This window comes from Pseudomonas sp. FW305-20 (assembly GCF_058788075.1).
On sequence record NZ_JBYTAJ010000007.1, the window covers coordinates 79860 to 105666 of the forward strand.

Genomic DNA, 25807 nt, shown 5'->3' on the forward strand with positions numbered 1-25807 from the left:
TGGCTGCGTGCGAGCAGATTGGCGTGACGACGTGGGCGTGACAAACGCTTTAATTGCGCTGCATATGTGACTAAATTAGACACATGATCAATCCACTACCGCCCCTCAATGCTGTTCGCGCCTTTGCTGTTGCTGCTCGCCATCAGAGTTTCAGCCTGGCGGCCGAAGAGCTGCATGTCAGTCACAGTGCCGTCAGCCGGCACATCAAATTGCTTGAGGAGCACCTGGGTGTGCTGCTGTTCGAGCGGCGTGTCCGGCAATCGGTGCTGACGCCGGCGGGTCAACGCTTTTATGAGCAGGTCAGTGCCGGGCTGGCGCAGATTGCCAACGCCACCGCTGCGCTCAAGCAACATGCCTCGCTGCCGACCGTGAAGATCAATGTCCGCCCATCCTTTGCGATGCTGTGGCTAGCGCCCAGACTGGAAGATTTCATCGCGCAGCACCCCGACATCAAGCCGCAAGTGATGACCCAGACCCAGGCACCCGATCATGCCCGCGACGGGTTCGACATCGTCATTCGCCGTGGTCGTGATGACTGGGCACCGGCGATCGAGGCACGAGCGCTCTTCGAAGACGAACTGTTGCTGGTCGCGGCACCTTCGCTGATCGAGCGCCTGGCCCTTGAAGACCTCGCGTCCCTGAGCCGTCACACGTTACTGACCGCCAAGGCGCGTCGCGAAGATTGGCACAACTGGGCCCTGCATTTTGGTCAAGGCCAGTCAGCCTCTCAGGTCACCCGGCAGTTTGACCACATGCACCGGGTGCTTGAGGCCGCCGTGGAAGGACAGGGCATTGCCTTGTGCCCGACCTCTTTGCTGGGCACCCATCTCTCTAGCGGTCGCCTGATTTGCCCATTGCCCGAATTGCGAATGCCGTTGCCGCGTTATTACTACGGTGTCGCGCCTAATGTGACGGCGCAGACACGGGTGTTTGTGGAGTGGTTGTTTGCTCAGATAGAACGGGATGCACTCACGATTATCGGGCGTTATAAAAAGTAGTGCCTGCGGGAATGTTTTTATTGACGAAGGACATGGCCCCGATAGTAACGTCATCACCAATTGAGAGGGTGTCCGCGATGATGCAACTATTTGCCCCGATACTTACGTTATCGCCGATCTTGAGGTCATATTCAGCTAGTCCCATGGTTTTAATGCCAATGGTAGTGTTTTGACGGATAAAGAAGTTTCGGCCGATCCGCACATGGCCAGTGATAACGATCCCAGGCAAATGGCCGATACGAAAGCCGGGGCCTATTTGGGCATCGATATTTATGTCAACTCCGTACTTTAGATTGCTCTTTCTTTCCAGCCGTTTCGCATAAACGCGGCACAAACCTTTGCGAGCATTTAAATACTGCGCCAGTCTGAATATGAACAAGTACCTGAGCGTGTTGCTCTTTCTGGTTCGTTTAAGAATATTGGTGATCAGGCCGATGCGACTTCCTGGTTTTTTCTTGTTTGAAACTTCCGATTTCCAATGCATCGTCAAAGTTTCTAAATTCACGGCGCAGTCCCTAGCCTTCGGCTCTGAAAAATGGGCTAGTTTATCAAGTGAACCAGGGAATGGGTACGGACCCCGAATCGCCATTCCTTGTGCAATAAAAAACCCACCCATCGGCAAAGCGATGGATGGGTTATGTGCCGCTGGGGATCAGGTCCCGTCAAATCAAACCTTGACGATCCAGCCCGCTGGCGCTTCGATGTCGCCGGTCTGTACACCGGTCAGCTCTTTGTAGAGCTTCTGGGTGACTGGGCCGACTTCGGTTTCGCTATGGAACACGTGCAGGTGATCGTTGTAGCTGATGCCGCCGATCGGGGTGATCACCGCAGCAGTACCGCAAGCGCCGGCTTCCTTGAAGTCGGACAGCTTGTCGATGAACACGTCGCCTTCGACCACTTCCAGGCCCAGACGCGATTTTGCCAGCTCGATCAACGACAGGCGGGTAATGCCCGGCAGGACCGACGGCGAATTCGGGGTCACGAACTTGTTGTCGTGGGTGATCCCGAAGAAGTTGGCCGAGCCGACTTCTTCGATTTTCGTGTGGGTCATCGGGTCCAGGTAAATGCAGTCGGCGTAGTGGGCTTTCTTGGCCTGGGAACCTGGCATCAGGCTGGCCGCGTAGTTACCACCGACCTTGGCTGCACCGGTGCCTTGTGGGGCGGCGCGGTCGTAGCTGGAGATCAGGAAGTTGTGCGGGGTCAGGCCGCCCTTGAAGTAGGCACCGACCGGGATGGCGAAGATCGAGAAGATGAACTCGGGGGCGGTACGCACGCCGATGTTGTCACCCACGCCGATCACGAACGGACGCAGGTACAGCGCGCCGCCGGTGCCGTAAGGCGGGATGAAACGCTCGTTGGCGCGGACCACTTCCTTGCAGGCTTCGACGAACTGCTCGGTAGACACCTGTGGCATCAGCAGGCGCGCGCAGCTGCGTTGCATGCGGGCGGCGTTCTGGTCCGGGCGGAACAGGTTGATCGAACCGTCCTTGCAACGATAGGCCTTCAGCCCTTCGAAGCACTGCTGGCCATAGTGAAGGGCAGTGGAACCTTCGCTGATGTGCAGCACATTGTCTTCGGTCAGGGTGCCTTTGTCCCACTCGCCATTACGCCAGTGCGACAGATAGCGCTTGTCTGTCTTGATGTAGTCAAAACCCAACTTGTCCCAATTGATGCTTTCGTTACCCATGACACCCTCTATCGCTTAACAACCGCCGAAACGGTTCAAGGCTTCTGACGTTTTTCTGGATGGGGACAACAATACTTCATTCCGGGCCTGTTTCGCAGCCCGCAATTCGTTCCTTTGATCGTTCCCACGCTCTGCGTGGGAATGCAGCCCGGGACGCTCCGCATCCCTAACGCGGACGCGGAGCGTCCGTTGAGGCATTCCCACGCGGAGCGTGGGAACGATCAGATGAAGCGGTTACAGGTGCAGCGCGTGGCCGAGGGCTCGCAATGCCGCTTCCTGTACCGCCTCACCGAGTGTCGGATGCGCGTGGATGGTGCCGGCAATGTCTTCCAGCCGGGCGCCCATTTCCAGGCTCTGGCCGAACGCCGTCGACAATTCCGACACGCCCACACCGACCGCCTGCCAGCCGACAATCACATGATTGTCACGCCGCGCCACGACCCGCACGAAGCCGCTTTTCGATTCCAGCGTCATCGCCCGACCATTGGCGGCAAACGGGAAGCTGGAAACGATGCAGTCCAGGCCCGCCGCCTTGACGTCGTCCGGGGTCTTGCCGACCACCACCAGTTCCGGGTCGGTAAAGCACACGGCGGCGATGGCGGTCGGGTTGAACTCGCGGGATTTGCCGCTGATCAGTTCGGCAACCATCTCACCCTGAGCCATGGCCCGGTGCGCGAGCATTGGTTCGCCGCTCACGTCGCCAATGGCATACACATTGCGCATGCTGGTCTGGCAGCGGTTGTCGATCTTGATCGCCGAGCCGTTCATGTCCAGGTTCAAACCTTCGAGGTTCCAGCCCTGGGTGTTCGGCTTACGGCCGACGGCGACGAGGACCTGATCGGTTTCCAGGTTCAGGGTGTCGCCATTCGGGTCAAGAACTTGCAGGGTATTGCTAGCAGAATCAAAGCCTTGGACGCTGTGCTTCAAGTAAAGCTTCATGCCGAGTTTTTTCAGTTCGTCATGCACGGGCTGTGTGAGTTCCGCGTCGTAGGCCGGCAGGATGCGATCCTGAGCCTCGACCACGATGACTTCGGCACCGAGCTTGCGATAGGCAATCCCCAACTCCAGACCGATGTAACCGCCACCGACCACAATCAGCCGTTTCGGCACGGAGGTCGGCGCCAGGGCTTCGGTGGAGGAGATGATCGGGCCGCCAATCGGCAGCATCGGCAGGTTCACGCTTTTCGAGCCGGTGGCCAGCACCAGGTGTTCGCACTGAATCCGCGTGTCGCCGACGTCGACGGTTTTGCCGTCGACGATCTTGGCCCAACCTTGAATGACCTGGACCTTGTTCTTTTTCAGCAGCGCCGCCACGCCGGTGGTCAGGCGATCAACGATGCCGTCCTTCCACTCGACACTTTTACTGATATCGAGGGTCGGCGCCGACACGCTGATGCCCAGCGCCGAATGCTGGCTGTGATGCTGCGTCTGGTGAAACTGTTCGGCGACGTGGATCAACGCCTTGGACGGAATGCAGCCGATGTTCAGGCACGTGCCGCCCAGGGATTCGCCTTCGACCAGAATGGTCGAGATGCCCAGCTGACCGGCACGAATCGCCGTCACATAACCGCCAGGGCCGCCGCCGATGATCAGCAGCGTGGTGTTCAAATTCTGCATGTCTTACTCCACAAACAAGGTTGCGGGTTGTTCGAGCAAGCCACGGATGGCCTGGATGAATTGCGCCGCATCCATGCCATCGACCACGCGGTGATCGAAGGAGCTGGAGAGGTTCATCATCTTGCGAATCACAATCTGGCCTTTGACGACCATCGGGCGTTCGACGATTTTGTTGACGCCCACGATCGCCACTTCAGGCAGGTTCAGCACCGGGGTGCTGACGATACCGCCCAAGGCGCCGAGGCTGGTCAGGGTGATGGTCGAACCGGACAACTCATCGCGGCTGGCCTTGCCATTGCGGGCAGCGATAGCGAGGCGAGAAATTTCCTGGGCGCTGTCCCACAGGCTGCGGGTTTCGGCGTGACGGACCACCGGCACCATCAAACCGATGTCAGCTTGGGTGGCGATGCCGACATGCACCGCGCCGAGGCGGGTGATGACCTGGGCTTCGTCGTCGTAACGGGCGTTGATCTGCGGGAAGTCGCGCAGGGCAACGACCAGTGCGCGGACCAGGAACGGCAGCAAGGTCAGCTTGCCGCGGGTCGCGCCGTGTTTTTCGTTCAGGTGAGCGCGCAGTTCTTCCACGGCGGTGACGTCGATTTCTTCGACATAACTGAAATGAGCGGCGCGCTGAGTGGCGTCCTGCATGCGCTGGGCGATCTTGCGGCGCATGCCGATGACCGGGATCTGTTCTTCATCGTTACGCTGGGCGTAAGCGGCGACAGCGGTGGATTGCGGCTGTTGACCTTGAGCCAGATAGGCCTCGAGGTCTTCGTGCAGCACCCGACCGGCAGGGCCGGTGCCACGCACCAGACGCAATTGAATGCCGAGGTCCAGCGCATGTTTGCGTACAGCCGGGGACGCCAACGGACGCTCATCCGCTTCGCGAGCGACCATCGGACCCTGGCATACGGCAGCTCGCGGCGCTGCGGCAACAACCGGTTTGCTCTCGACAGCGGTGGCAACTTTCGGTGCCGACACCGGCGCTTCTTTAACCGGTGCAGGCTGCGCCGACTCTTTAACGTTGCCCGCGCCTTCGACTTCAATGCTGATCAGGATGCTGCCAACCGCCATGACTTCGCCAGGCTGTCCGCCCAGGGCAATCACCTTGCCGTTCACCGGCGAAGGGATGTCGACCATCGCCTTGTCGGTCATGACATCGGCCAGTACCTGGTCTTCGACGACCATGTCGCCGACTTTGACGTGCCAAACCGACAGTTCAACTTCTGCAATGCCTTCACCAATGTCCGGCATTTTAATAACGTGCGTGCCCATTCAGACCTCCATAACCCGATGCAAAGCCGCGCCCACTCGGGACGGACCAGGGAAATACGCCCACTCTTGTGCGTGCGGGTAGGGAGTGTCCCAACCGGTGACGCGTTCGATAGGCGCTTCCAGGTAGTGGAAGCAGTGCTCTTGCACCAGGGCGACCAGTTCGGCGCCGAAACCGCAGGTGCGGGTCGCTTCGTGCACGATCACGCAACGGCCGGTTTTCTTCACCGACTTGACGATGGTCTCCAGGTCCAGCGGCCACAGGCTGCGCAGGTCGATGACTTCGGCGTCTATGCCGGTTTCTTCAGCCGCCACTTGCGACACGTAAACGGTGGTGCCGTAAGTCAGGATGGTCACGTCCTTGCCCGGACGGGTGATCGCGGCGACGTCCAGCGGCACGGTGTAGTAACCGTCCGGCACTTGCGCGGCCGGGTGTTTCGACCACGGGGTAACCGGGCGTTCGTGGTGACCGTCGAACGGGCCGTTGTACAGGCGTTTTGGCTCGAGGAAGATCACCGGGTCATCGTTTTCGATGGAGGCGATCAGCAAGCCTTTGGCGTCGTAAGGGTTGGACGGCATCACCGTGCGCAAACCGCAGACCTGGGTGAACATCGCCTCGATGCTCTGGCTGTGCGTCTGGCCGCCGTAGATGCCGCCGCCGCAAGGCATGCGCAGGGTCATCGGGGCGGTGAACTCGCCGGCCGAGCGATAACGCAGGCGGGCGGCTTCGGAAATGATCTGGTCCGACGCCGGGTAAACGTAGTCGGCGAACTGGATCTCGGCCACCGGCCGCAGACCGTAGGCGCCCATGCCGACGGCGACGCCGACGATGCCGCTTTCGGAGATCGGCGCGTCGAATACGCGGGAGGTGCCGTACTTGTTCTGCAGGCCTTCGGTGCAACGGAACACGCCGCCGAAGTAGCCGACGTCCTGGCCGAACACCACGACGTTGTCGTCACGCTCAAGCATCACATCCATGGCCGAGCGCAGGGCCTGGATCATGGTCATGGTGGTCGTGGTCATGGCGGTTTCCAACTCGATTTTGTTGTTGTGATCGTTCATGTCAGATCCCCAACTCTTGACGCTGGCGCTTCAAGTGCTCCGGCATCTCTTTGTAGACGTCTTCGAACATGGTCGCGGCGCTCGGAATCTGGCCGCCGGCGAGGGTGCCGTACTGCTCGGCTTCTTTCTGTGCGGCGATCACTTCGGCTTCCAGTTCGGCACTGACGGCGACGTGTTCCTCTTCGGACCACTGACCGATTTTCACCAGATGCTGCTTGAGACGCGCAATCGGGTCGCCCAACGGGAAGTAGCTCCAGTCGTCGGCAGGACGGTATTTGGACGGATCATCAGAAGTCGAGTGCGGGCCGGCGCGGTAGGTGACCCATTCGATCATGGTCGGGCCGAGGTTGCGGCGGGCGCGTTCGGCGGCCCAGGCAGAGGCGGCGTAGACCGCGACGAAATCGTTGCCATCGACCCGCAGGGAGGCAATGCCGCAACCGACGCCACGACCGGCGAACGTGGTGGCTTCACCACCGGCAATCGCCTGGAACGTGGAGATCGCCCACTGGTTGTTGACCACGTTGAGGATCACTGGCGCACGGTAAACGTGGGCGAAGGTGAGGGCGGTGTGGAAGTCGGATTCAGCGGTAGCGCCGTCGCCGATCCAGGCCGAGGCGATTTTGGTGTCGCCCTTGATTGCCGAGGCCATGCCCCAGCCCACGCCTTGCACGAACTGGGTGGCGAGGTTGCCGGAAATAGTGAAGAAGCCGAAGTCTTTGACTGAATACATGATCGGCAGCTGACGGCCCTTGAGCGGATCGCGCTCGTTGGACAACAGCTGGCAGATCAGGTCCACCAGCGGCACTTCGCGCGCCATCAGGATGCTTTGCTGGCGGTACGTCGGGAAGCACATGTCATCGACGTTCAACGCCAGGGCCTGGCCGCTGCCGATGGCTTCTTCGCCAAGGCTCTGCATATAGAACGACATTTTTTTCTGACGCTGGGCGACCACCATGCGGTTGTCATAGATCCGCGTCTTGAGCATGGCACGCATGCCTTTGCGCAGGATCTCGGCCGGCACGCCTTCAGCCCAGGGACCGAGGGCATTGCCCTCGTCATCGAGCACGCGAATCAGGCCCTTGGCCAGATCAGCGGTGTCGGCCGGTTCAACGTCGATTGGGGGTTTGCGCACCGTGCCGGCGTCGGTCAGACGCAGGTAGGAGAAGTCGGTTTTGCAGCCTGGACGGCCCGATGGTTCGGGAACGTGCAGTTGCAGCGGTTCGTACGCTTGGTTCATGGCTTCTACGCTCGATCTTGTGAATTTCTTGTAGTGAGCTGACCGTCATTCTTCGGTGAAAGAAATCTTGTCCTACAACAATCATAGGCCGGGCCAAGAAGAATATTTCTCTCTGTTTCATTGCGCTGGTGATCATTTGAGGATAAAAAATCTGCATAAACATAAAAAACAGGTGGTTTTGTCTCATGCGCAAACTGGACCGTACCGATATCGGCATTTTGAACAGCCTTCAGGAGAACGCGCGCATCACCAACGCCGACCTCGCACGCTCGGTCAATCTGTCGCCAACCCCGTGCTTCAACCGGGTCAAGGCGATGGAGGAATTGGGCCTGATTCGTGAGCAAGTGACGCTGCTGGATGCCGATTTGCTGGGGCTGCATGTGAATGTGTTCATTCATGTGAGCCTGGAAAAACAGGTGGAGGAGGCGTTGCAGCATTTCGAGGAAGCGATCTCGGATCGCCCGGAAGTGATGGAGTGCTATTTGATGGCCGGCGACCCGGATTACTTGATTCGCGTACTGGTGCCGACCATTCAGTCGCTGGAGCGCTTCATGATGGACTTCCTCACCAAAGTCCCCGGCGTTGCCAATATCCGCTCGAGCTTTGCGCTCAAGCAGGTGCGGTATAAGACGGCGTTGCCGTTGCCGGCGAATGGGTTAACCCTCGCGAACTAAACGCAAATCCCCTGTAGCAGCTGTCGAGCACCGCGAGGCAGCGTTCGGCTGCGTAGCAGTCGCAGACCCTACAACCGAGTTCCTTCAGGTAAACCGCGGACGCAGCCTCGCGGTGCTCGACAGCTGCTACGGGTTACGTGTTCGATCGTTAGAGTTTATTCAGAGGGATCTTCAAATAGGTGACGCCATTGCCCTCAGCCGGCGGCAAATTCCCCGCCCGCACATTCACCTGGATCGCCGGCAGTAATAGCGTCGGCATGCCCAACCCCGCATCGCGCCGGGTGCGCATGGCAACGAACGTGGCTTCGTCGATGCCGTCATGAATGTGAATGTTGCTTTTGCGCTGTTCACCCACCGTGCTCATGCACTGCGGTTTACGCCCCTCGGGCGGGTAGTCATGACAGACATACAGTCGGACGCCGGCAGGGAAGGCCAGCAGCTTGTGAATCGAGGCAAACATCTGATTGGCATTGCCGCCGGGAAAGTCGCAGCGCGCGGTGCCCACATCCGGCATGAACAATGTATCGCCCACCAGAATCACATCGCTGTCGATCAGATAAGCCATGTCCGCTGGCGTGTGGCCGGGAACATGCAGGGCCGTGGCCTTGAGATTGCCGATGCGGAACGATTCATCCGGCGCGAACAGATGATCGAACTGCGAACCATCGATACAGAATTCCGGCTCAAGGTTGAACAGGGTCTTGAACACGCTTTGAACCTTGCTGATCGACTGACCAATCGCAATCTTCCCGCCCAGTTCCCGACGCAGATACGGCGCAGCGGACAGGTGATCGGCATGGGCGTGGGTTTCCAGCAGCCATTGCACCTGCAACTGATGCTGGCGAACGAAGGCGATGATCTTGTCGGCCTGGGTGGTGGCGGTTCGCCCCGCGGCGGGGTCGTAATCGAGCACCGGGTCGACGATGGCGCAGTGTCCGCCATCGTGTTCGTAGATGACGTAGCTGTAGGTCGACGAGGCAGGGTCTAAAAAAGCTTCAATCAAGGCAGGCATGGTGGCCGTTTTCTTTTAGGACAAGCCATGAGGGTAGTTTCATTCTCCCTGCGCTGACCAGCCCGCATCAATTCAATTAATCAAAAAAGCTGCGCGGGCTCTATCCTGTCAGCCATCGATACCGGGCGTTCCCGGCTTTTTTCGCGGATCACGAGTGTTTTATGTTGCTGGCAAGTTTTTTTGGCGTGGTGATGGGGTTGGTTCTCGGTTTGACCGGCGCCGGTGGCGGCATTCTTGCGGTGCCGGCGCTGGTGCTGGGGTTGGGTTGGACCATGACGCAAGCCGCGCCGGTCGCCCTGTTCGCGGTGGGCAGTGCGGCGGCTGTCGGCGCCATTGACGGGTTGCGCCATGGCCTGGTGCGTTATCGCGCAGCGTTGCTGATCGCTCTGCTGGGGGCGATTTTTTCGCCGATCGGCATCTACTTCGCCCATCAGTTGCCGGAAAAAATCCTGATGATCCTGTTCAGCCTGCTAATGGTCATGGTGGCCTGGCGGATGCTGCGCCGAGAGCGCCAGGACGAAGGGCCAAGCGACCACGGCCACGCCAACTGGGGCCAGAAGAACTGCATGCTCGATCAGCAGACCGGGCGCTTTTCCTGGACCGCCAAATGCACCGCGACCCTCGCGGCACTGGGCGCGGTGACCGGTGTGGTATCGGGGCTGCTCGGGGTCGGTGGCGGCTTCCTGATCGTCCCTGCATTCAAGCAACTGACCGATGTGCAGATGCGCGGCATCGTCGCCACGTCGTTGATGGTGATCAGCCTGATTTCCGCCATCGGCGTGATTGGCGCGTTTCAGGCCGGGGTGCGAATCGACGGTTTGGGCGTGGCGTTTATCGTCGCGAGCATCGTCGGCATGATCATTGGCCGAAGACTTTGTGCGCGAGTCCCGGCCCGGGCATTGCAGATCGGCTTCGCCAGCATCTGTGTCGTGGTCGCCGCTTACATGCTGTTTAGAGCGGGCGTTTAGCAAGTACCGGTTCCTGTGGACGCCAGTCCGTTCCACAGGCGTACGCCTTAAGTTCCGGGCCTCGTCGACGGACGGTCTTACACCGAACTTGCCGCGCATCACCTGCCACTCCAAAGCATTTCAAAACCGCCTCCAAGGCAGCGTATGACGCCGCCGGTCAGCTTTCGATAATCGCCTCCGACATCCAGTCCCCCGCTGCGGAGCGCGTCATGCACAACAATAAGAACATCAAGCATCGTTTCTTGCCTGCCTTCATCGCCAGCCTTTCGACCCTCGGTTTGAGCTCGATGGCCCAAGCCGAGATCGTGCTGTACGACAAGGACCAGACCACGTTTTCCACCGACGGCTACATCAACGCTTTTTACGTGAACAGCGATGTGGACCGTGCCGGCGACCAGTTCGACCGCAAGCAAGCGCGGGTCAAAATGGGTTTTCTGCCCAACTACCTGGGCTTCAACATGGGCAAGCAGGTCGATGACCTCAAGCTCGGCGCCCGGTCTTCTTTCTGGGTGACCATCAACGACAGCGAAACCAACGGCACCGACACCGCCATCGACGTGCGTCAGTTCTACGGCACGGTGGCCAACCCTGAGTGGGGCGAAGTGCTGGTCGGCAAGGACTTCGGCCTGTTCGCCCGTTCCAACATCCTGCTCGATGAATTGCTCGCCGGTTACGGCCAGGTCAGCGACACCCTCGGGCTGGTGGACGGTGGCGGGGTGTCGTTCGGCAATATCGGCACGGGTTATCCGTATCCGTTCCCGACGTCGCAGATCACCTACCGCACGCCGGTGATGGAAGGTTTGCGGGTGGCCGTGGGGATCATGGACCCGGTGGACACCAACGACAGCAGCCCGACAGGCAAGGCGTACCAAGAGAACCCGCGTACCGAAAGCGAGATCACCTATCAGTTCGACCTCGCCGGGGCGAAGATCTACAGCTGGGTCAACGGCAGCTACCAGACGTCGGACAATACCGATTCCACCGTCGAGTCCGTCACCTCCAAAGGCGTCGGCTATGGCGTGCAGGCGAAAATGGGCGGCTTGTCCCTCACAGGCTCCGGCTTCCAGGCCAAAGGCATCAACCCGTTTTTCACCAACAACGCTGGCGAACCGACCCTGCGCAATGTCGACAGTGACGGTTACCTGCTGCAGGGCTCCTACAAACTGGGCAAGAACCGACTGGCCTTGTCTTACGGCAAGACCAACGACGACGGCAATGGCGTGGTCGGCAGCGGCGCGGATTACGAAACGCGCGGCGTTGCGCTGTTCCATGACATCAACGACAACCTCAAGCTGGTGGCCGAGTACAACCAGTTCGCAATCAACGGCCACGACACCAGCGACCAGGATGAAGACACCGACACCTTTGCGGTGGGGGCTGTGCTGACCTGGTAACCCTGTAGCGACGCCGCTTACTTGTGGCGAGGGAGCTTGCTCCCGCTGGATCGCGTAGCGGTCCCGATCCTGGTCGCGCATCGGCCGGTTGGGGATTGCTTCGCAGTCCAGCGGGAGCAAGCTCCCTCGCCACAAATGCGTCAGTCATCAAGTACTCAATTTGCCGACTCTCATCCCATCGAAGCGGCTACCCGCTACCCAAGTAGCATACGTCGCAGCTCACAGGCTTCGTACACTCCAGCCTCATACATGCGCACCTGCGGGAGGCGACGATGCAGCAGGTCCAGAGTGAAGGTGTGGTCAGTGCCATGTCCCAGGCCACCGATGCCCAGCAAGTGGCGCAGGAGCTGGCGCGACAACTGTTGCATCCGCACTTGGGCTTCGTGCTGTTCTTCTGTTCCGCCGAGTACGACTTGCAGGCGCTGGGCCAGGCCTTGCAACAAAGCTTCGGCGGTATACGCCTGGTGGGTTGCACCAGTGCCGGGGAAATCACGCCCTTGGGCTATGGCCGCAACTGCGTGACCGCGGTGGGTTTCGACCACCGGCATTTTTCCATCGACGCCGAACTGATCTGCGAGATGGAGCGCTTCAGCCTGATCGACGCCCAGCAAATGGTCGAGCGCCTGGTCAGTGGCTGTCGCAGCAACACGTTGGCGCCGATCAAGGGCAACAGCTTTGCCCTGACTCTGCTCGATGGCTTGTCCAGTCGTGAAGAAATGGTCCTCGCGGCCCTGAGTGCAGCATTGGGCGACATCCCGCATTTCGGCGGTTCGGCCGGCGACGACAATTACCTGACCCACACCCACGTCTATTTCAATGGCGAGTTCCACAGCGGCGCAGCGGTGGTGGTGCTGGTCAATACCTGGCTCGACTTTGAAGTTTTCACCACCCACCACATTCTGCCGCGGGCGGAAAAACTGGTGGTCACCGGCGCCGACAGCGCCTCGCGCCGGGTCTTTGAACTGAATGCCGAACCGGCCGCCGAGGAATACGCCCGGCACATTGGCGTGCCGGTGGCGGAGCTCGATCACCGGATCTTCGCCGCGCACCCCTTGGCCGTGCGGATCAACGATCAGTATTACGTGAGGGCGATCCAGCAGGTTCATCCGGACCTGAGCCTGAGTTTCTACTGTGCGGTGGAAAACGGCATCGTCCTTACTGTCATGAAGCCCGGCCCCATGCTGCCAAACCTGCAAACCCTGTTCGAAGGCTTGCAGGAGCGCCTTGGCGATCTGTTGCTGACCATCGGCTGCGACTGCTTTCTAAGGCGTATGGAACTGGAAGACAGCGGCAGTCTGGAGCAGATCGGAACGTTTTTGCGTGACCAGCGGGTGATGGGTTTCAATACCTACGGAGAACAGTTCAATGGCATGCACATCAACCAGACCTTCACCGGGGTCGCCATTGCCCGAGGCCGGTCCCCTGGACATCGTTGAGCTTCAAGCGCAGATCGCCAGCCTGCAGCGCGACAACCACAAACTGCAGCGCATCAATGGCGCGCTGATCGAGCGGATCGAGTCCGGCATCACCCGCGGCAATGACCCGTACGCGGCGTTCCAGCATTCTGTGGTGCTGGCCGAGCAGGTGCGTGAGCGCACCGACGCCTTGAACCAGGCCATGGCTGAACTCAAGTCGGGCAATCGCTTGCTCAGCGAGGCACGCCTGCGAGCAGAAACCGCGCATCAGCATTTGATCGATGCCATCGAGAGCATTTCCGACGCGTTCGTGCTGTTCGATGCGGACCAGCGGATCGTGTTGTTCAACAGCCGTTTCAAGGCGTTCTGGGGCAACAGCCGGGTGCGGATCAACGCCGGCATGCGCCTGACCGAGGTCAAGCGACTGATGTCCGCCACCGGGCTGTTCACTGAAGAGCCGCGCGGGCATGCCGACGAAAACCTGCTTTATCGCCTGCAGGACGGTCGCTGGTTGCAAGTCAGCGAACGCCCCACCCAGGAAGGCGGGCGGGTGATCCTGTTCACCGACATTACCGACGTCAAACTCCGCGAAACCGTGCGCCGCGAGCAGGCGGTGGCGCAGAAATCCCACTTGTTGCAACGGGCGGTCGACAACCTGTCCCAAGGCGTGGCCATGGTCAACGCCGAGGGCATTCTGGAATTGTGGAACCGGCGATTCCTCGAACTCAGCGGCCTGGCCCCGGTGGCAGCCCATCGTCCGTTTGCCGAAGTGATCGGCGACAGCGAGCTGAATCTGCTGACCCCGGCCAGCCGGGATCTGAACGGACGGCATGTGCTGGAATGCGAGCAGCGCCTCTATGATGGCCGGGTGCTGGAAATTCGCACCCATCCGTTGCCCACCGGCGGTTTCGTCAACACCTTCACCGACATCACCGAACGCTACCAACACGCCGAAGCGCTGAGCGAAAGCGAGCGCTGGATCCGCCTGATCACCGACCATGTGCCGGCGCTGATTGCCTACCTGAATGCCGATCTGGTCTACGAATTCACCAACAAGGTGTACGAAGAATGGTACTGCTGGCCTCGGGGCGTGATGCTTGGGCAGAGCCTGCGCGAAGTCCACAGCGAACAGCATTACCAGCGCCTGGAAGCCTACGTCGCCAGGGCTTTGGCCGGTGAGAGCGTAACGTTCGAGTTTGCCGAAACCAACATCAACAATCAGGAGCGCTACATGCTGCGCTCCTATGTGCCCAATCGCCTGGCCACCGGGGAAGTGGTGGGGATTTTCGTGCTGATCCGCGACATCACCGAACGCCGCCGCACCGCCGAGGCGCTGCACCAGGCCTATCAGAATCTTGAGTTGCGGGTGCGCGAACGCACGGCAGAACTGACCACCCTCAATGACCAGTTGCTGCGCGAAATCGACGAGCGTCGGCGGGCGGAATCTCGCCTGCGTGAAGCCAAGCTCGAGGCCGAACAAGCCAACCTGTCGAAGACCAAGTTTCTCGCTGCCGTCAGTCATGACCTGCTGCAACCGCTCAACGCCGCGCGGCTGTTTACCAGCGCGTTGCTCGAACGGCGGGAGCCGGTGGCCAATGCCATTTTGGTGCGAAATGTCAGCAACTCCCTGGAAGACGTGGAGAACCTGCTGGGTACGCTGGTCGATATCTCCAAGCTGGATGCCGGGGTGATCAAGGCCGACATTGCGCCATTTGCCCTCAGCGAATTGCTGGAAAACCTTGCGGCCGAGTACACCCAGGTGGCTCGCAGTGAAGGCCTGGAACTGCATTTCATCCCTTGTTCCGCCTTGGTGCGCAGCGACATTCAGTTGCTGGCGCGGATTCTTCGAAACCTGCTGAGCAATGCCATTCGCTACACCTACAGCGGACGTGTGGTACTCGGTTGTCGGCGTCATCACCAGCGCCTGTCGATCGAGGTCTGGGACAGCGGCATGGGCATCGCCGAAAACCGCCTCGAGGAGATTTTTCAGGAATTCAAACGTGGTGATGTGCAGCGACCGGATCAGGATCGCGGGTTAGGCCTGGGTCTGGCGATCGTGGAAAAGATCGCGAGGATTCTCGGCCACCGTATTCATGTGCGTTCGTGGCCGGGCAAGGGCTCGATGTTCTCGGTCGAAGTGCCCCTCAGCGCTACGGCCCCCAAGGCGCTGCCGAGCCTGTTGATGAGTGAGCCGATGCTTGAACGCCTGCGTGGGGCGCGGGTTTGGGTGCTGGACAACGACGCGGCCATTTGCGCCGGCATGCGCACCTTGCTCGAAGGGTGGGGGTGTCTGGTGGTCACGGCGCTGTCCGAGCAGGACCTGGCGCGGCAAGTGGACAACTATCACGAAGAAGCCGATTTGCTGATCGCCGACTATCACCTGGACGACGATCAGAACGGCGTCGATGCCGTGGCCCGGATCAACGCCCGTCGCGGTTCGGCGATCCCGGCGATGATGATCACCGCCAACTACAGCAACGAACTCAAACAGCAGATCCGCGAGTTGGGCCACACCCTGATGCACAAACCGGTGCGGCCGATGAAGCTCAAGACCGCGATGAGTCATTTGCTCGGCAGGCCTTGAGATGATCGTTCCCACGCTCCGCGTGGGAATGCCTCAACGGACGCTCCGCGTTCGGCTCTGGAGGGACGCAGAGCGTCCCGGGCTGCATTCCCACGCGGAGCGTGGGAACGATCATCATCAGACATCAGCGGCGTAAGTAAGACCCGAAATCAATGTCGCCGGCACTCAAGATCGCCTGCACCCGGTTGTGCACATTGAGTTTGCGCAGGATCGCCGAGACGTGGGCCTTGACGGTGGTTTCGGCGATTTCCAGGGTGTAGGCGATCTGTTTGTTCGACTCGCCCTTGGTCATGCGTTCGAGCACCAGCAACTGCTTGCGGGTCAAGGCCTGGAGCAGTTCAGGTGGGAAGCTCGGGGCATCGTTCATGCGCCTTGTACCGCTTTTTTGCGTGCGGATGATATCCGGCGGCAAATAGACATTGCCGTTGAGGATCTGCTGGATGGCTTCGGTCATCTGCACCCGTGGCGAGGATTTGGTGATGAAGCCCACCGCGCCGTAAGTGATGGCTTGCAGCACGACTTGTTTGTCCTGTTCGGCCGAGACGATCACCACCGGAATGGTCGGCGCCTCGTTGCGCAGATTGATCAGGCCATTGAGGCCGTGCATGCCGGGCATGTTCAGGTCGAGCAGGATCAGGTCCAGGTCGTCGTGTTCCTGCGTCAACACCAGGGCGCTGTCCAGGTCGGCGGTTTCCATCACCTCGCTGCCCGGAAAACCATCGCTGATGACGTTATGAATGGCTTCGCGAAACAGCGGGTGATCATCGGCAATCAGAATTTTGTACATAGCCTTTCACCTCATTATTTTGATTAGGGTGTGGCAACAACTCGCACGCGTAAAGGTCAGGGGAAGGGCTCGGGCTGGGCAGGCGTTACGGGCAGGTTGGCTGCCTGCCAGGCGTCCAGGCCGTCGCGATACCAATACAGAGTCTTATAGCCCATGGCGGCGGCGCGCTTCACGGCGTTCCAGCTCAGCCAGCAATCGGAGCGGCAGTAGAAGACCAGCGGTTGTGCAAGATCACCTGCGGTCAATGTGTTCAGCTTACGCGCAAAATAGTCCTGCCAGTCAGGCGTCAGGTCACCGTCGCCGGTATTGGCCAGCCAATGGCTGCCGGGGAGGCTTTCGTGGGGCTGGTCCTCGATGAAACGTCCTTGCAGCCATTGCCGGCGGTAGACGTCGATCAGCACTGGACGGGGTGTCTGGGTCAGCAGGGTTTGCAGGGCGGCGGTATCGATGATGTCGGCGCCCTGTACGTGATTCGGGGTCGGACTGCGGTACAGACCGATGCGATAGCCGTCGGCGGAAAACAGCGGTGTTTCGGCCTGCGCGACGCCCAGCAACAGGCTCAGCGATAGCGCAGCGAGAGAAGGGCGCAGCAGACGACGTCGGGCACGCGGCATGGGGTTCAATCCTTATAGTTATGAACCTATTACATGCCAGTCTCGGTGCGATTGGAATGCGACGATAGACAGGAAAACCGGTACTAAAGTAGTAATTTCGAACCGTTGATCGCTGATTGATCGTTCCCACGCTCTGCGTGGGAATGCCTCACCGGACGCTCCGCGTCCCAGAGCGGACGCGGAGCGTCCCGGGCTGCATTCCCACGCAGAGCGTGGGAACGATCAGGGTTACACGGCATTAGTTGGATTTGCGCAGGGCGGCGTGTTGCGGGTTGAAGTTGAGTACGGCGAGCAGGGCGAATACCAGCGTCAGCCCCACGCATACCGCCAGTGCCAGCGGATTGAAGCGTTCGTACAAGGCAAACCGCACCAGTTCCACCGCATGGGTGAACGGGTTCAATGCGCACAACCAATACAGCCACTCGCTGGACTCGCGCATCTTCCACAGCGGATACAGCGCCGACGACAGGAAAAACAGCGGGAAGATCACGAAATTCATCACCCCGGCAAAGTTCTCCAGCTGGCGGATCGCGTTGGACAGCAACAAACCCAGCGCGCTGAGCATCAACGCCACCAGCAGCAACGCCGGCAAGGCGATCAACAGCCCCATGGCCGGTGGCTGCACGCCGTACACCCAGGCAATCGCCAGAAAGGCGTACACCTGCAACAACGAAATCAACGAAGTCGCCAACAGTTTGCTGCACAACAGGAAAGTCCGGGGCAGGGGGCTGGTCAGCAGCACGCGCATGCTGCCCATTTCCCGGTCGTAGACCATCGACAGCGAACCTTGCATGCCGTTGAACAGCAGGATCATGCAGGCCAGTCCAGGAATGATGTAGACCTCGTAGGGTATATAGGTGTCGTAGGGCTCGATGATCGCGATCCCCAGTGCCGCGCGAAAACCGGCAGCGAACACCAGCAGCCACAGCAACGGCCGAACCAGCGCGCTGAGAAACCGAGTGCGCTGCAACACAAAACGCAGCCATTCGCGCAGCACGATGCCGCTGAAACATTGCCAGTAGGCATTCATTGGGCGGCTCCTGAAGTGGTCAGTCGAGCGAAGGCCGAACCGAGATCGCCGCCATGTTCCAGACTCAGCGCATCGGCTTGTCCGCTGGCCACCAACCGGCCCTGATGAAGAATCAGCAAGTCATCGCTGGGCTGCACTTCATCGAGCAAATGGGTGGTCCAGAGCACGCTGATGTTCTGTTCGCGGCACAAACTACGAATGTGTTGATTGAGCGCCAGCCGACTGGCCGGGTCGAGGCCAACGCTGGCCTCGTCGAGCAGCAGCAGGCGCGGTTCATGCAGCAGGGCGCGGGCGATTTCCACTCGGCGACGGTGGCCGCCGTTGAGTTCGCGAACCCGCTCGCGACGGCGTTCGGTCAAGGCCTGACGGGCCAGTTCGGCGTCGACCCGCAGGCCGGTCTGGCGCCGCGACATGCCATGCAGCGCGGCGTGATAACGCAGGTTTTGCTCGACGCTCAGGTCGAGGTCCAACGTGCTTTGCTGAAACACCACACCCAGTTGCTTGAGCGCCGGACGTGCGGCGTTGCGCAACGAACAGTCGCCGACGCGGATGTCACCGCGCTGTAAATCATAGAGCCGGGTGAGCAGGGCAATCAGCGTCGATTTGCCCGCGCCATTCGGACCGAGCAGCGCCGCAAAACGGCCGGGTGCCAGGTTGAAACTCACCTGGCGCAACGCCTCTTTCGCACCATAAGCGAAGCTCAGTTCGCTGACTTCGAGTGCGTTCATGGCGTCACCACCACGCCCCACGGATAACGCCCGACCTTGATCGATTTAGTCACCTTGAGGCTGTCGACATCGATCACCGACACGTCGCCGCTGACGCCGTTGGTGGCCAGTAATTGCTTTTGATCCGGGGTAAACGACATCTGCCAGACCCGCCGGCCGACCAGCAGATAATCAAGAATTTCGAAGGTCTTGGCATCGATCACCGCCACATGATTGGCCGGGCCGAGGGCGACGAAACCGTACTTGCCGTCAGCGCTGAGCTTGATCCCCACTGGCTGGACTTTGTCCGGGTGCACGCCCTTGATCTGGAAGGTCAGGGTTTTGAGGACCTTGCGGCTGGCGACGTCGAGAATGGTCACCGTGCCGCCGATTTCCGCCGAAGCCCAGAGCTTCGAGCCATCGGGTGTGAACTCAACGAAGCGCGGTCGCTGATCCACCAGAGTGCTATCGGCCAGAGTCTGAGTGCTGGTGTCGATCCAGTGCAGCATGTTGGTGGTTTCACTGGTGTTCACCGCCCACTTGCCGTCGGGGCTGACGGCCATGCCTTCAGGTTCGACACCGACGCTGATCTGCCCGAGCACCTTGGAGGTTTCGGTGTCGATCACCGTCACCAGCGCATCGTCTTCGTTGGAAACGTACAGCCAGCGATTATTCGGGTGCAGGGCGAATTGTTCAGGATCTTTGCCCGAGGGCAGTTCCTTGATGATCTTGCGCGTGGCCACGTCCATCACCTGGACCCGGTCCGAGTCGCTGGCGCAGATGTACAGCAGCTTGTTGTCGTGGGACAGCAGCAGACCGCGCGGGCGCTGGCCGACGGGCAGGGTGTCGGTGACTTGCAGGGTCTGCAGGTCGATCAGGCTCAGGCTGTTGTCTTTTTCGTTGGAAACCCAGGCGGTGCTGGCAGCGGCGTGCCCGGCGGCGAGCAGCAGAGCGCAGGAAAGCAGGGTGCGGCGCATGGCAGATTCCTTGTTGTTTTAATTATTGGGTCAGGGAAAACGGCAACTGACCTCGGGTTTGTCGTAGCCGAGGCTGTCCATCTCGTTGAAGGGGTGCAGGAAGCCGTCTTGCGGCGACGTGCTGACCAGCGCCCGGGGCTGCACGATGGGAATCGGTTGGCGCAACTGACCGTTCCACGGCCGATAGCTGAGCTTGCGACCCTTGAAACCGTCCAGCGGCAATTGATCGCTGATCTCAAGCGTACGGATCGCCACCGGATCGGCCTGGCGCAGTTTGCTCACGGCGCTGGCGATGCTGCGCACGGCGATCCAGGCGGCAAAATCGCGGTCATTCATCCAGCGTCCGGCCAGGGCTTCGAAGCGTTTCTGCAATTGGGCGGCGCCGTAGGTTTCCACGGTTTTGTGCCAGCCCACCGGGGTCAGTCCCTGAGTGCCGGCGACCGGCCGTGGGTACCAGGTCTGGTAAGGCACGTATTCGCCGAAATCACCCCGTTCATCCGCCACCAGCACCACGTCGTACTCGGCGGTCTGGGTGAACAGCGGCATGTCGGCCTGGGCGCTACGGCGCTGATCATTGTCGAAACTCCAGGCTTTTTCCGCGACCAGGGTCAGGCCGAAACGTTTGGCGGCGCGGCGCAGGGCGGCGGCATAGGCTTGATCGTCCGGGGTCGGGCCAACGATCAGCAGCGCCCGTTGCCATTTGCGCAGCACCAGAAATTGCGCCAGTGCATCGGCGAGCATCGCCCGGCTTGGCAGGCTGTGCAGCACGTTCGGCAGGCAGTCGCTGGTGCGCAGGCTGTCGTCGGGGCTGCCGGCGTTGAACAGCAAGCTGTCGGGCAGCACGGTGCTGAGTTGGCGCAGGCTGGCGGCTGGCGCATTGACGACAAACAGGCGCAGGCCTTGGGCATGTTGAGCCTTGGCCGCTTCGACCAGGGCATCCGGATTGTCGACGTTGGCGCTGACCAGGTTGTAGCTCTGATTGAGGAAACGCCCGGTGCTGTTGCTGTCAGTGATCGCCAGTTCGGCGCCACGCAGGCCGGCATCGACCGGCTCGGGAATGACGTTCGACAGCAACGGGCCCGGATCAGGGCGATAGCCCAGGTAGCCGATCTGCACCTGCAACGGCGCGTCCGCAGCCTGGCTCTGGGTCGCCAGCCCGGCGGCACAGGCAATCGCCAACAGGTAGATCAGGGCGTAAGGGGCAAGCTGGCGCATAGGGCACTCCATTACAGGTAGCGCCAGCATAGGAACGCTGTGAGGCAGAAGGAAATATGCAGAAAGTACCAGTGAGCCAGTACCAAGGTAGTAGCTCGCCCGGGGTGGCGCGGTTCTAGCATGGGCGATAACGGCCATCACACGGGAGGAGATCGATCATGCGTATTCTCAAAGCGCTGCTTCTGCCGTTGCTGCTGATCCTGACCCTGATCGGCGTCGACAAGCTCCACGGCCCGCGTCCCGTGCCGTTGCTGGTCCTGCCCATGACACCGGGGCGTTAGGGATGTCGGCCCTGTGGCGGATCAACCTCTGGGTCGGCGGATTTTTCGCCTTGGTCACCTTGGCATGCATGGGGTTGCTGGTGCACCAGGCGCTGGCGGACGTGGAGCGTGAACTGCAATCCGCCGAAGCGGTGGTCGAGTACTTGAGCGAAACCGCCGAGCGTGACCCCGCCAGCCTGCAACCCCGGCTGACAGGCAGTTTGCGGCATGTGCGAGTGCGCTGGCTGGAACCCGGCGAGGCGGCACGGCTGCCGGTTCAGGAAGGGGCCGATGCCTGGCTCGGGCGCTTGTTGTTTGCCCAAGCTCGACACAGCGCCCAAGTGCTGGATTTGCAGGATGGCCGGCGTGTCCAGATCGCGGTCGATCCGCGGGATGAAATCGACGAAGTCCGGGATTCCTTGCTACAGCTGCTGAGCCTCTGTGGGTTGGCGTTGCTGTTGAGTCTGTTGACCATCCGCTGGGCCGTGCGCCGGGGCATGGGCTTGCTCGATGAATTGTTGCGCGCGTTGCAACAGGTCTCCGGTGGGCAACTCAAGGTGCGATTGCGCGCTGAAGGTGTGCCGGAAGCGCGGCAACTGGCGGTGCACTTCAATCAGATGACCGCTGCGTTGGAGCAGGCTTGCGCCGACAAGACCCAACTGACTCAGGCGTTATTAGCGGTGCAGGAGCAGGAACGCACCCATCTGGCGCAGACCCTGCACGATGACCTCGGCCAATACCTGGCGGGCATTCGCGCTCAGGCCTGCCTGTTGCGACTGGTGGCCGATCAACCCGGGGTGGTGGAGCGCACGGTGCGGGAACTGGAGCACAACTGCGAACATTTGCAACAGGGCTTCCGGGCGCTGGTGCACGACCTCTATCCGGTGGTGTTGCAACACCTGCCGCTGGCCGAAGCCTTCGGTTTGCTGGTGGAGCAATGGCAGGGCCGGCAAGGCATCGATTGCCAGTTACGGGTCAGCGCGCAGCTCCCGCCGCTGTCCGCACCGAACAAAACCCATCTGTATCGTTTGTTGCAGGAAGCATTGACCAACATCGCCCGGCACGCCGAAGCCAGCCAGGTGCGGGTCCGCCTGCAATTCCACGGCGGCCGTTTGCGCTTGCTCATTCGGGATAACGGACGAGGCGCGCAACAGCCGCAGCGGCCGGGTGTCGGTTTGTATTCGATGTTCGAACGTGCGCGCAGCCTGGGCGGCGAGTTGCGAGTCATCAGTCACCCCGGCGCCGGTTGGGCGCTGACGTTGAGCATGCCTTGGGAGGTGTCATGAATATCCTGTTGGTCGATGACCATGCGGTGGTCCGTCAGGGCTATGCCAGTCTGTTGCGAGCGTTGTTGCCGGCAATGGAAGTCCGTGAAGCGGCGACGGGCGAGGAGGCGCTGACGCGGGTACACGAAGCCGTACCGAATCTGGTGATCATGGATTTTGGTCTGCCGGGGATCAGCGGTCTGGAAACCACCCGCCGATTGCGTCAGCGCTTGCCGCAACTGCGGGTGCTGTTTTTCAGCATGCACGATGAACTGCCGTTGGTGCGCCAGGCGCTCGACGCCGGGGCTTCGGGCTACCTGACCAAAAGCTCGGCACCCGAAGTGCTGATCGAGGCCGTGCAGCGCATCCTCGCCGGTCATGCCTACATTGAGCAGCCGCTGGCCACTCAGCTCGCGTGTCATCCGCAACAGGATGCCAGTGATCCGCGCTTGCAGAGCATGACTCAGCGTGAACTGGAGATTTTCGTGATGCTTGCCAAAGGTACCCCGGCGCGGGTAATTGCCGAGCAGCTGAGCATTAGCAGCAAGACTGTTTCCAATCACCTGACCTTGCTCAAGAGTAAGTTGCAGGTGACTTCCCATACCGAACTGGTGCATTTGGGGATTGATATGGGGGTTGTGCGGGTGGCGAGTTGACCCGATCCAAACCCTAATGCGAAGTCCCCTCGGCAAACTCAATCTTGTTCCCCACGTTGTACTTGCCCGAAGGCTTGTTCATCGGGATACGTTTGATCTCCTTGAGTGTGTTGCTGTCGTAGACGATCAGCGCACCGTCGGTGGCCCAGATGCTCAGCAGCAGGAAACGGCCATCGCGAGTGAACTCGACATGAGCAGCCGTTTTGCCCGGCATCGGACGCAGCGTGTGGGCAATCTCCAGCGTCTGTTTGTCGATCAAGTGAATCGCATCGTTGTCCGGCCCAAAGAACACATCGCTCCAGGCATACCGTGAATTGACGTGACTGCGCATGAAAAACCCCGGCCCCAGGGTCGGGATTTCCTTGATCAGTTTCCAGCTCTTGAAGTCGATGACCGAGATCAGCCCCTTGCTGATGTTCGGCGTGGCGAACACCCACTCACCGTTGCGTTTCCAATAAGTCCCCGAGCCCAAATGCGGCATCCCCGGCAGCGGGATGTCGGTGATCACCTTGCCGCTGTCGAGGTCGATCACCTGGCCGCCCTGGGCCTTGCGCGAGGTGGCCAGCAGCTGTTTGTAGTCCGGTGAAAAGGAGAAGTCGTCGAGAACGTCCCCGGCCGGGATCCGCCGTGGTTCGAAATCCGGTGTGCCGGCCCAGGACAGTTCCCAGACTTCCTTCACGTCCTTGAGCGCCACGATGAAACTGTCCCGCGGCGGGGCGGAGTAGACCGCGCTGACCCGTGACGCGGTGCCGTCCTGGCCGATCGTGGGAATGGTTTTGACCAGCGACAGGTCGCGGGCATCGAGCACCACCACATTCCCCGGCAGATAGTTGCCCACCAGCACCCAGCGTCCATCCTTGCTCACCGCCAGGTTGCGGGTATTGAGGCCGGCCCGGACCTCGGCGATCAACTTCAGGTTGTGCAGGTCATACAGGCTGATCCAGCCGTCACGGGAGGCGAAGTAGACGAAGCGTCCGTCTGGCGAAAACTTCGGCCCGCCATGCACGGCAAAGTGCGAAGCAAACCGCGCCAACACCTCGAAGCGGTCACCGTCGAGGATGTCGATGTGATGGTCGCCGGCTTCCACCACCACGAACAGGTTCAGCGGATCGGCGCCATGCTGGGGCGTGGTGGGCAATTTGCCGAGATCCGCTAGCATCGAGTGACTGCCGACAATGTCGTCATTGCTCCAGGTGGGCGGGGTGGCGGGTGGTTGCTGAAGGTAATCGACCAGCGCGTCGATCTGAGCGGGGCTGAACACGTTGGCATAACCAGCCATCTGGCTCGCAGGTCGGCCGTTCTGGATCACCCGACGAATTTCATCAGGCTTGATCCGGCTGAGACTCTCCGGCAACAACGCCGGCCCCGCACCGCCGAGACGGTTAGTGCCATGACAACTCTGGCAATGCTGCTGATAGTTATGCGCCGCGTGTTCAAGTGCCGGAACCGCTGCGCCGGCCTGGGCGGCACTGATCCATAACAGATGGGCAAGGAGGATTCGCCTCATATCGCCACCTTGGCCTGACGTTGCAGAGCTTGCGCCGGGTACAGCCGCGCCGGGTATTCCAGTTGTTCTGCGGCGAACAGATCGACCACGGTGCCAATCACCGTCAGTGTCGGAATGCCCGGTGGACAATCCAGCGCCAGGGTCGGCAATTGGTGCAACTTGCCACGGGCGACATGCTGGTCGGGACGCGTGCCGTTGCTGATCAGCGCCGCCGGCGTGTCGGCTGACATCCCGGCTTCGATCAAGCGTTTAGCGATGATGCCCAGGTTCGACAAGCCCATGTAAAACACCAAGGTCTGGCTACTGTCGGCGAGGCTGCTCCAGGGCAGCGACAACTCGCCATCGCGTTGCAAATGACCGGTGATGAAGCGGCAGGAGTTGACCAGATCGCGGTGAGTCAAGGGTATGCCCGCGTAAGCGCTGCAGCCGGAAGCGGCGGTAATGCCCGGCACCACCTGGCAATCAACACCGCGTTGCAGCAAGTACTCCAGCTCTTCGGCACCGCGACCGAAAATGAACGGGTCGCCGCCCTTGAGCCGGACCACGCGCTGCCCTTGATCGGCGAGGTCGGCCAGCAGTTCGTTGATCTGGTCTTGGGGCAGGCTGTGGCAGCCGCTGGCCTTGCCCACGTAATGGCGGGCGCAGGTCAGGGGGATCAAGGTCAGCAATTCGGGGCTGATCAGCCGGTCGTACACCACGGCGTCGGCCTGCATCAACAGGCTCCAGGCGCGCAGGGTCAGCAGGCGTGGGTCGCCGGGGCCGGCGCCGACCAGGGCAACTTCGCCCGGTCGGAACGGGGACTCAAGTGTGGCCGGTATAGCAATCGATGGAGGCATGGGACGTCCTTGGTGCTTCATCAGGTTGGCCGG

Annotated in this window: 24 protein-coding genes; 9 read left to right on the forward strand and 15 right to left on the reverse strand. The window is 60.7% G+C overall.

Annotated elements, in window-relative coordinates; genetic code table 11:
- Positions 1-83 precede the first annotated feature (83 nt).
- Positions 84-998: a LysR substrate-binding domain-containing protein gene (locus AC3WP4_RS08375; RefSeq protein ID WP_074876002.1), complete on the forward strand. Its 915-nt coding sequence runs from the start codon at positions 84-86 to the stop codon at positions 996-998.
- Here the strand turns inward: AC3WP4_RS08375 and AC3WP4_RS08380 are convergent.
- The 6 genes from AC3WP4_RS08380 to AC3WP4_RS08405 all read right to left on the reverse strand — a co-directional run bounded on the left by AC3WP4_RS08380 (position 976) and on the right by AC3WP4_RS08405 (position 7873).
- Complete coding sequence (locus tag AC3WP4_RS08380; RefSeq protein ID WP_074880639.1) at positions 976-1503, reverse strand: serine acetyltransferase; 528 nt, start codon at positions 1501-1503, stop codon at positions 976-978. The two genes, AC3WP4_RS08375 and AC3WP4_RS08380, sit on opposite strands and share 23 nt — an antisense overlap.
- Before the next feature lie 162 nt (positions 1504-1665).
- Positions 1666-2685: a branched-chain amino acid aminotransferase gene (locus tag AC3WP4_RS08385; RefSeq protein ID WP_102615392.1), complete on the reverse strand. Its 1020-nt coding sequence runs from the start codon at positions 2683-2685 to the stop codon at positions 1666-1668.
- A 234-nt stretch (positions 2686-2919) separates the two neighbouring features.
- Positions 2920-4302, reverse strand: coding sequence for a dihydrolipoyl dehydrogenase (gene lpdA, locus AC3WP4_RS08390; protein WP_102615393.1), 1383 nt, complete (start codon positions 4300-4302; stop codon positions 2920-2922).
- 3 nt (positions 4303-4305) lie between these two features.
- Positions 4306-5577, reverse strand: a complete 1272-nt coding sequence (locus tag AC3WP4_RS08395) for a dihydrolipoamide acetyltransferase family protein (RefSeq protein WP_102615394.1) — start codon at positions 5575-5577, stop codon at positions 4306-4308.
- A complete protein-coding gene (locus tag AC3WP4_RS08400) occupies positions 5578-6636 on the reverse strand; it encodes an alpha-ketoacid dehydrogenase subunit beta (protein ID WP_008149725.1) in 1059 nt (352 codons plus the stop codon).
- Position 6637: 1 nt separating this feature from the next.
- Positions 6638-7873: a 3-methyl-2-oxobutanoate dehydrogenase (2-methylpropanoyl-transferring) subunit alpha gene (locus AC3WP4_RS08405; protein ID WP_102615395.1), complete on the reverse strand. Its 1236-nt coding sequence runs from the start codon at positions 7871-7873 to the stop codon at positions 6638-6640.
- Between the two features lie 185 nt (positions 7874-8058).
- Between AC3WP4_RS08405 and bkdR the strand changes: the two genes are divergently transcribed.
- On the forward strand, positions 8059-8547 hold the full coding sequence (gene bkdR / locus AC3WP4_RS08410; RefSeq protein WP_017339472.1) for a Bkd operon transcriptional regulator BkdR: 489 nt from the start codon (positions 8059-8061) through the stop codon (positions 8545-8547).
- Positions 8548-8695: 148 nt separating this feature from the next.
- Here the strand turns inward: bkdR and AC3WP4_RS08415 are convergent, their stop codons facing one another.
- On the reverse strand, positions 8696-9559 hold the full coding sequence (locus AC3WP4_RS08415) for an MBL fold metallo-hydrolase (RefSeq protein ID WP_074876015.1): 864 nt from the start codon (positions 9557-9559) through the stop codon (positions 8696-8698).
- 161 nt (positions 9560-9720) lie between these two features.
- Here AC3WP4_RS08415 and AC3WP4_RS08420 point away from each other — a divergent pair, with 161 nt between their 5' ends.
- The 4 genes from AC3WP4_RS08420 to nahK all read left to right on the forward strand — a co-directional run bounded on the left by AC3WP4_RS08420 (position 9721) and on the right by nahK (position 15920).
- Positions 9721-10527 (forward strand): sulfite exporter TauE/SafE family protein, encoded by an 807-nt coding sequence (locus tag AC3WP4_RS08420; RefSeq protein WP_102615396.1) that lies wholly within the window; start codon positions 9721-9723, stop codon positions 10525-10527.
- Between the two features lie 209 nt (positions 10528-10736).
- Positions 10737-11921 (forward strand): porin, encoded by a 1185-nt coding sequence (locus tag AC3WP4_RS08425; protein ID WP_074876018.1) that lies wholly within the window; start codon positions 10737-10739, stop codon positions 11919-11921.
- A gap of 272 nt (positions 11922-12193) precedes the next feature.
- Positions 12194-13357, forward strand: coding sequence for a nitric oxide-sensing protein NosP (nosP, locus tag AC3WP4_RS08430; RefSeq protein WP_074876019.1), 1164 nt, complete (start codon positions 12194-12196; stop codon positions 13355-13357).
- Positions 13326-15920: a hybrid sensor histidine kinase/response regulator NahK/ErcS' gene (gene nahK / locus AC3WP4_RS08435; protein ID WP_074876020.1), complete on the forward strand. Its 2595-nt coding sequence runs from the start codon at positions 13326-13328 to the stop codon at positions 15918-15920. Before nosP ends, nahK begins: the two co-directional genes overlap by 32 nt.
- A gap of 124 nt (positions 15921-16044) precedes the next feature.
- Here nahK and AC3WP4_RS08440 read toward each other — a convergent pair whose 3' ends face one another.
- The 6 genes from AC3WP4_RS08440 to AC3WP4_RS08465 form a co-directional block, all read right to left on the reverse strand.
- Complete coding sequence (locus tag AC3WP4_RS08440) at positions 16045-16707, reverse strand: response regulator transcription factor (RefSeq protein ID WP_074876021.1); 663 nt, start codon at positions 16705-16707, stop codon at positions 16045-16047.
- Positions 16708-16763: 56 nt separating this feature from the next.
- The gene (locus tag AC3WP4_RS08445) at positions 16764-17321 is read right to left on the reverse strand and encodes a PQQ-dependent catabolism-associated CXXCW motif protein (RefSeq protein WP_076031358.1); all 558 of its coding nucleotides are present in this window, start codon (positions 17319-17321) and stop codon (positions 16764-16766) included.
- A 238-nt stretch (positions 17322-17559) separates the two neighbouring features.
- A complete protein-coding gene (locus AC3WP4_RS08450; protein WP_102615397.1) occupies positions 17560-18351 on the reverse strand; it encodes an ABC transporter permease in 792 nt (263 codons plus the stop codon).
- Complete coding sequence (locus tag AC3WP4_RS08455; RefSeq protein ID WP_102615398.1) at positions 18348-19079, reverse strand: ABC transporter ATP-binding protein; 732 nt, start codon at positions 19077-19079, stop codon at positions 18348-18350. Before AC3WP4_RS08455 ends, AC3WP4_RS08450 begins: the two co-directional genes overlap by 4 nt.
- Positions 19076-20035, reverse strand: coding sequence for a YVTN family beta-propeller repeat protein (locus AC3WP4_RS08460; protein WP_074876026.1), 960 nt, complete (start codon positions 20033-20035; stop codon positions 19076-19078). The genes AC3WP4_RS08455 and AC3WP4_RS08460 overlap by 4 nt, the downstream gene beginning before the upstream one ends.
- 30 nt (positions 20036-20065) lie before the next feature.
- The gene (locus tag AC3WP4_RS08465) at positions 20066-21250 is read right to left on the reverse strand and encodes an ABC transporter substrate-binding protein (protein ID WP_102615399.1); all 1185 of its coding nucleotides are present in this window, start codon (positions 21248-21250) and stop codon (positions 20066-20068) included.
- Between the two features lie 158 nt (positions 21251-21408).
- On the opposite strand from AC3WP4_RS08465, the gene AC3WP4_RS08470 reads away from it, so the two are divergent.
- Genes AC3WP4_RS08470 through AC3WP4_RS08480 form a run of 3 tightly spaced genes read left to right on the forward strand, consistent with a single transcriptional unit; the run spans position 21409 to position 23431 of the window.
- A complete protein-coding gene (locus AC3WP4_RS08470; protein ID WP_256581177.1) occupies positions 21409-21531 on the forward strand; it encodes a hypothetical protein in 123 nt (40 codons plus the stop codon).
- Positions 21532-21533: 2 nt separating this feature from the next.
- Positions 21534-22796 carry a sensor histidine kinase gene (locus AC3WP4_RS08475; RefSeq protein WP_102615400.1) on the forward strand — a complete coding sequence of 421 codons (1263 nt, stop codon included), beginning with the start codon at positions 21534-21536 and terminating at the stop codon, positions 22794-22796.
- Positions 22793-23431 carry a response regulator gene (locus tag AC3WP4_RS08480; RefSeq protein ID WP_074876031.1) on the forward strand — a complete coding sequence of 213 codons (639 nt, stop codon included), beginning with the start codon at positions 22793-22795 and terminating at the stop codon, positions 23429-23431. The genes AC3WP4_RS08475 and AC3WP4_RS08480 overlap by 4 nt, the downstream gene beginning before the upstream one ends.
- 13 nt (positions 23432-23444) lie before the next feature.
- Here the strand turns inward: AC3WP4_RS08480 and AC3WP4_RS08485 are convergent, their stop codons facing one another.
- Positions 23445-24938: a nitrite reductase gene (locus AC3WP4_RS08485; protein WP_074876033.1), complete on the reverse strand. Its 1494-nt coding sequence runs from the start codon at positions 24936-24938 to the stop codon at positions 23445-23447.
- A complete protein-coding gene (gene cobA / locus AC3WP4_RS08490; protein ID WP_102615401.1) occupies positions 24935-25774 on the reverse strand; it encodes a uroporphyrinogen-III C-methyltransferase in 840 nt (279 codons plus the stop codon). The genes AC3WP4_RS08485 and cobA overlap by 4 nt, the downstream gene beginning before the upstream one ends.
- Positions 25775-25807: the final 33 nt, after the last annotated feature.

Coding starts and splice junctions, on each gene's coding strand:
- AC3WP4_RS08375 (WP_074876002.1), top strand. CDS start 84: ATGATCAATCCACTACCGCCCCTCAATGCTGTTCGCGCCTTTGCTGTT.
- AC3WP4_RS08385 (WP_102615392.1), bottom strand. CDS start 2,685: ATGGGTAACGAAAGCATCAATTGGGACAAGTTGGGTTTTGACTACATC.
- lpdA (WP_102615393.1), bottom strand. CDS start 4,302: ATGCAGAATTTGAACACCACGCTGCTGATCATCGGCGGCGGCCCTGGC.
- AC3WP4_RS08395 (WP_102615394.1), bottom strand. CDS start 5,577: ATGGGCACGCACGTTATTAAAATGCCGGACATTGGTGAAGGCATTGCA.
- AC3WP4_RS08400 (WP_008149725.1), bottom strand. CDS start 6,636: ATGAACGATCACAACAACAAAATCGAGTTGGAAACCGCCATGACCACG.
- AC3WP4_RS08405 (WP_102615395.1), bottom strand. CDS start 7,873: ATGAACCAAGCGTACGAACCGCTGCAACTGCACGTTCCCGAACCATCG.
- bkdR (WP_017339472.1), top strand. CDS start 8,059: ATGCGCAAACTGGACCGTACCGATATCGGCATTTTGAACAGCCTTCAG.
- AC3WP4_RS08415 (WP_074876015.1), bottom strand. CDS start 9,559: ATGCCTGCCTTGATTGAAGCTTTTTTAGACCCTGCCTCGTCGACCTAC.
- AC3WP4_RS08420 (WP_102615396.1), top strand. CDS start 9,721: ATGTTGCTGGCAAGTTTTTTTGGCGTGGTGATGGGGTTGGTTCTCGGT.
- AC3WP4_RS08425 (WP_074876018.1), top strand. CDS start 10,737: ATGCACAACAATAAGAACATCAAGCATCGTTTCTTGCCTGCCTTCATC.
- nosP (WP_074876019.1), top strand. CDS start 12,194: ATGCAGCAGGTCCAGAGTGAAGGTGTGGTCAGTGCCATGTCCCAGGCC.
- AC3WP4_RS08440 (WP_074876021.1), bottom strand. CDS start 16,707: ATGTACAAAATTCTGATTGCCGATGATCACCCGCTGTTTCGCGAAGCC.
- AC3WP4_RS08445 (WP_076031358.1), bottom strand. CDS start 17,321: ATGCCGCGTGCCCGACGTCGTCTGCTGCGCCCTTCTCTCGCTGCGCTA.
- AC3WP4_RS08450 (WP_102615397.1), bottom strand. CDS start 18,351: ATGAATGCCTACTGGCAATGTTTCAGCGGCATCGTGCTGCGCGAATGG.
- AC3WP4_RS08455 (WP_102615398.1), bottom strand. CDS start 19,079: ATGAACGCACTCGAAGTCAGCGAACTGAGCTTCGCTTATGGTGCGAAA.
- AC3WP4_RS08460 (WP_074876026.1), bottom strand. CDS start 20,035: ATGCGCCGCACCCTGCTTTCCTGCGCTCTGCTGCTCGCCGCCGGGCAC.
- AC3WP4_RS08465 (WP_102615399.1), bottom strand. CDS start 21,250: ATGCGCCAGCTTGCCCCTTACGCCCTGATCTACCTGTTGGCGATTGCC.
- AC3WP4_RS08470 (WP_256581177.1), top strand. CDS start 21,409: ATGCGTATTCTCAAAGCGCTGCTTCTGCCGTTGCTGCTGATCCTGACC.
- AC3WP4_RS08475 (WP_102615400.1), top strand. CDS start 21,534: ATGTCGGCCCTGTGGCGGATCAACCTCTGGGTCGGCGGATTTTTCGCC.
- AC3WP4_RS08480 (WP_074876031.1), top strand. CDS start 22,793: ATGAATATCCTGTTGGTCGATGACCATGCGGTGGTCCGTCAGGGCTAT.
- AC3WP4_RS08485 (WP_074876033.1), bottom strand. CDS start 24,938: ATGAGGCGAATCCTCCTTGCCCATCTGTTATGGATCAGTGCCGCCCAG.
- cobA (WP_102615401.1), bottom strand. CDS start 25,774: ATGCCTCCATCGATTGCTATACCGGCCACACTTGAGTCCCCGTTCCGA.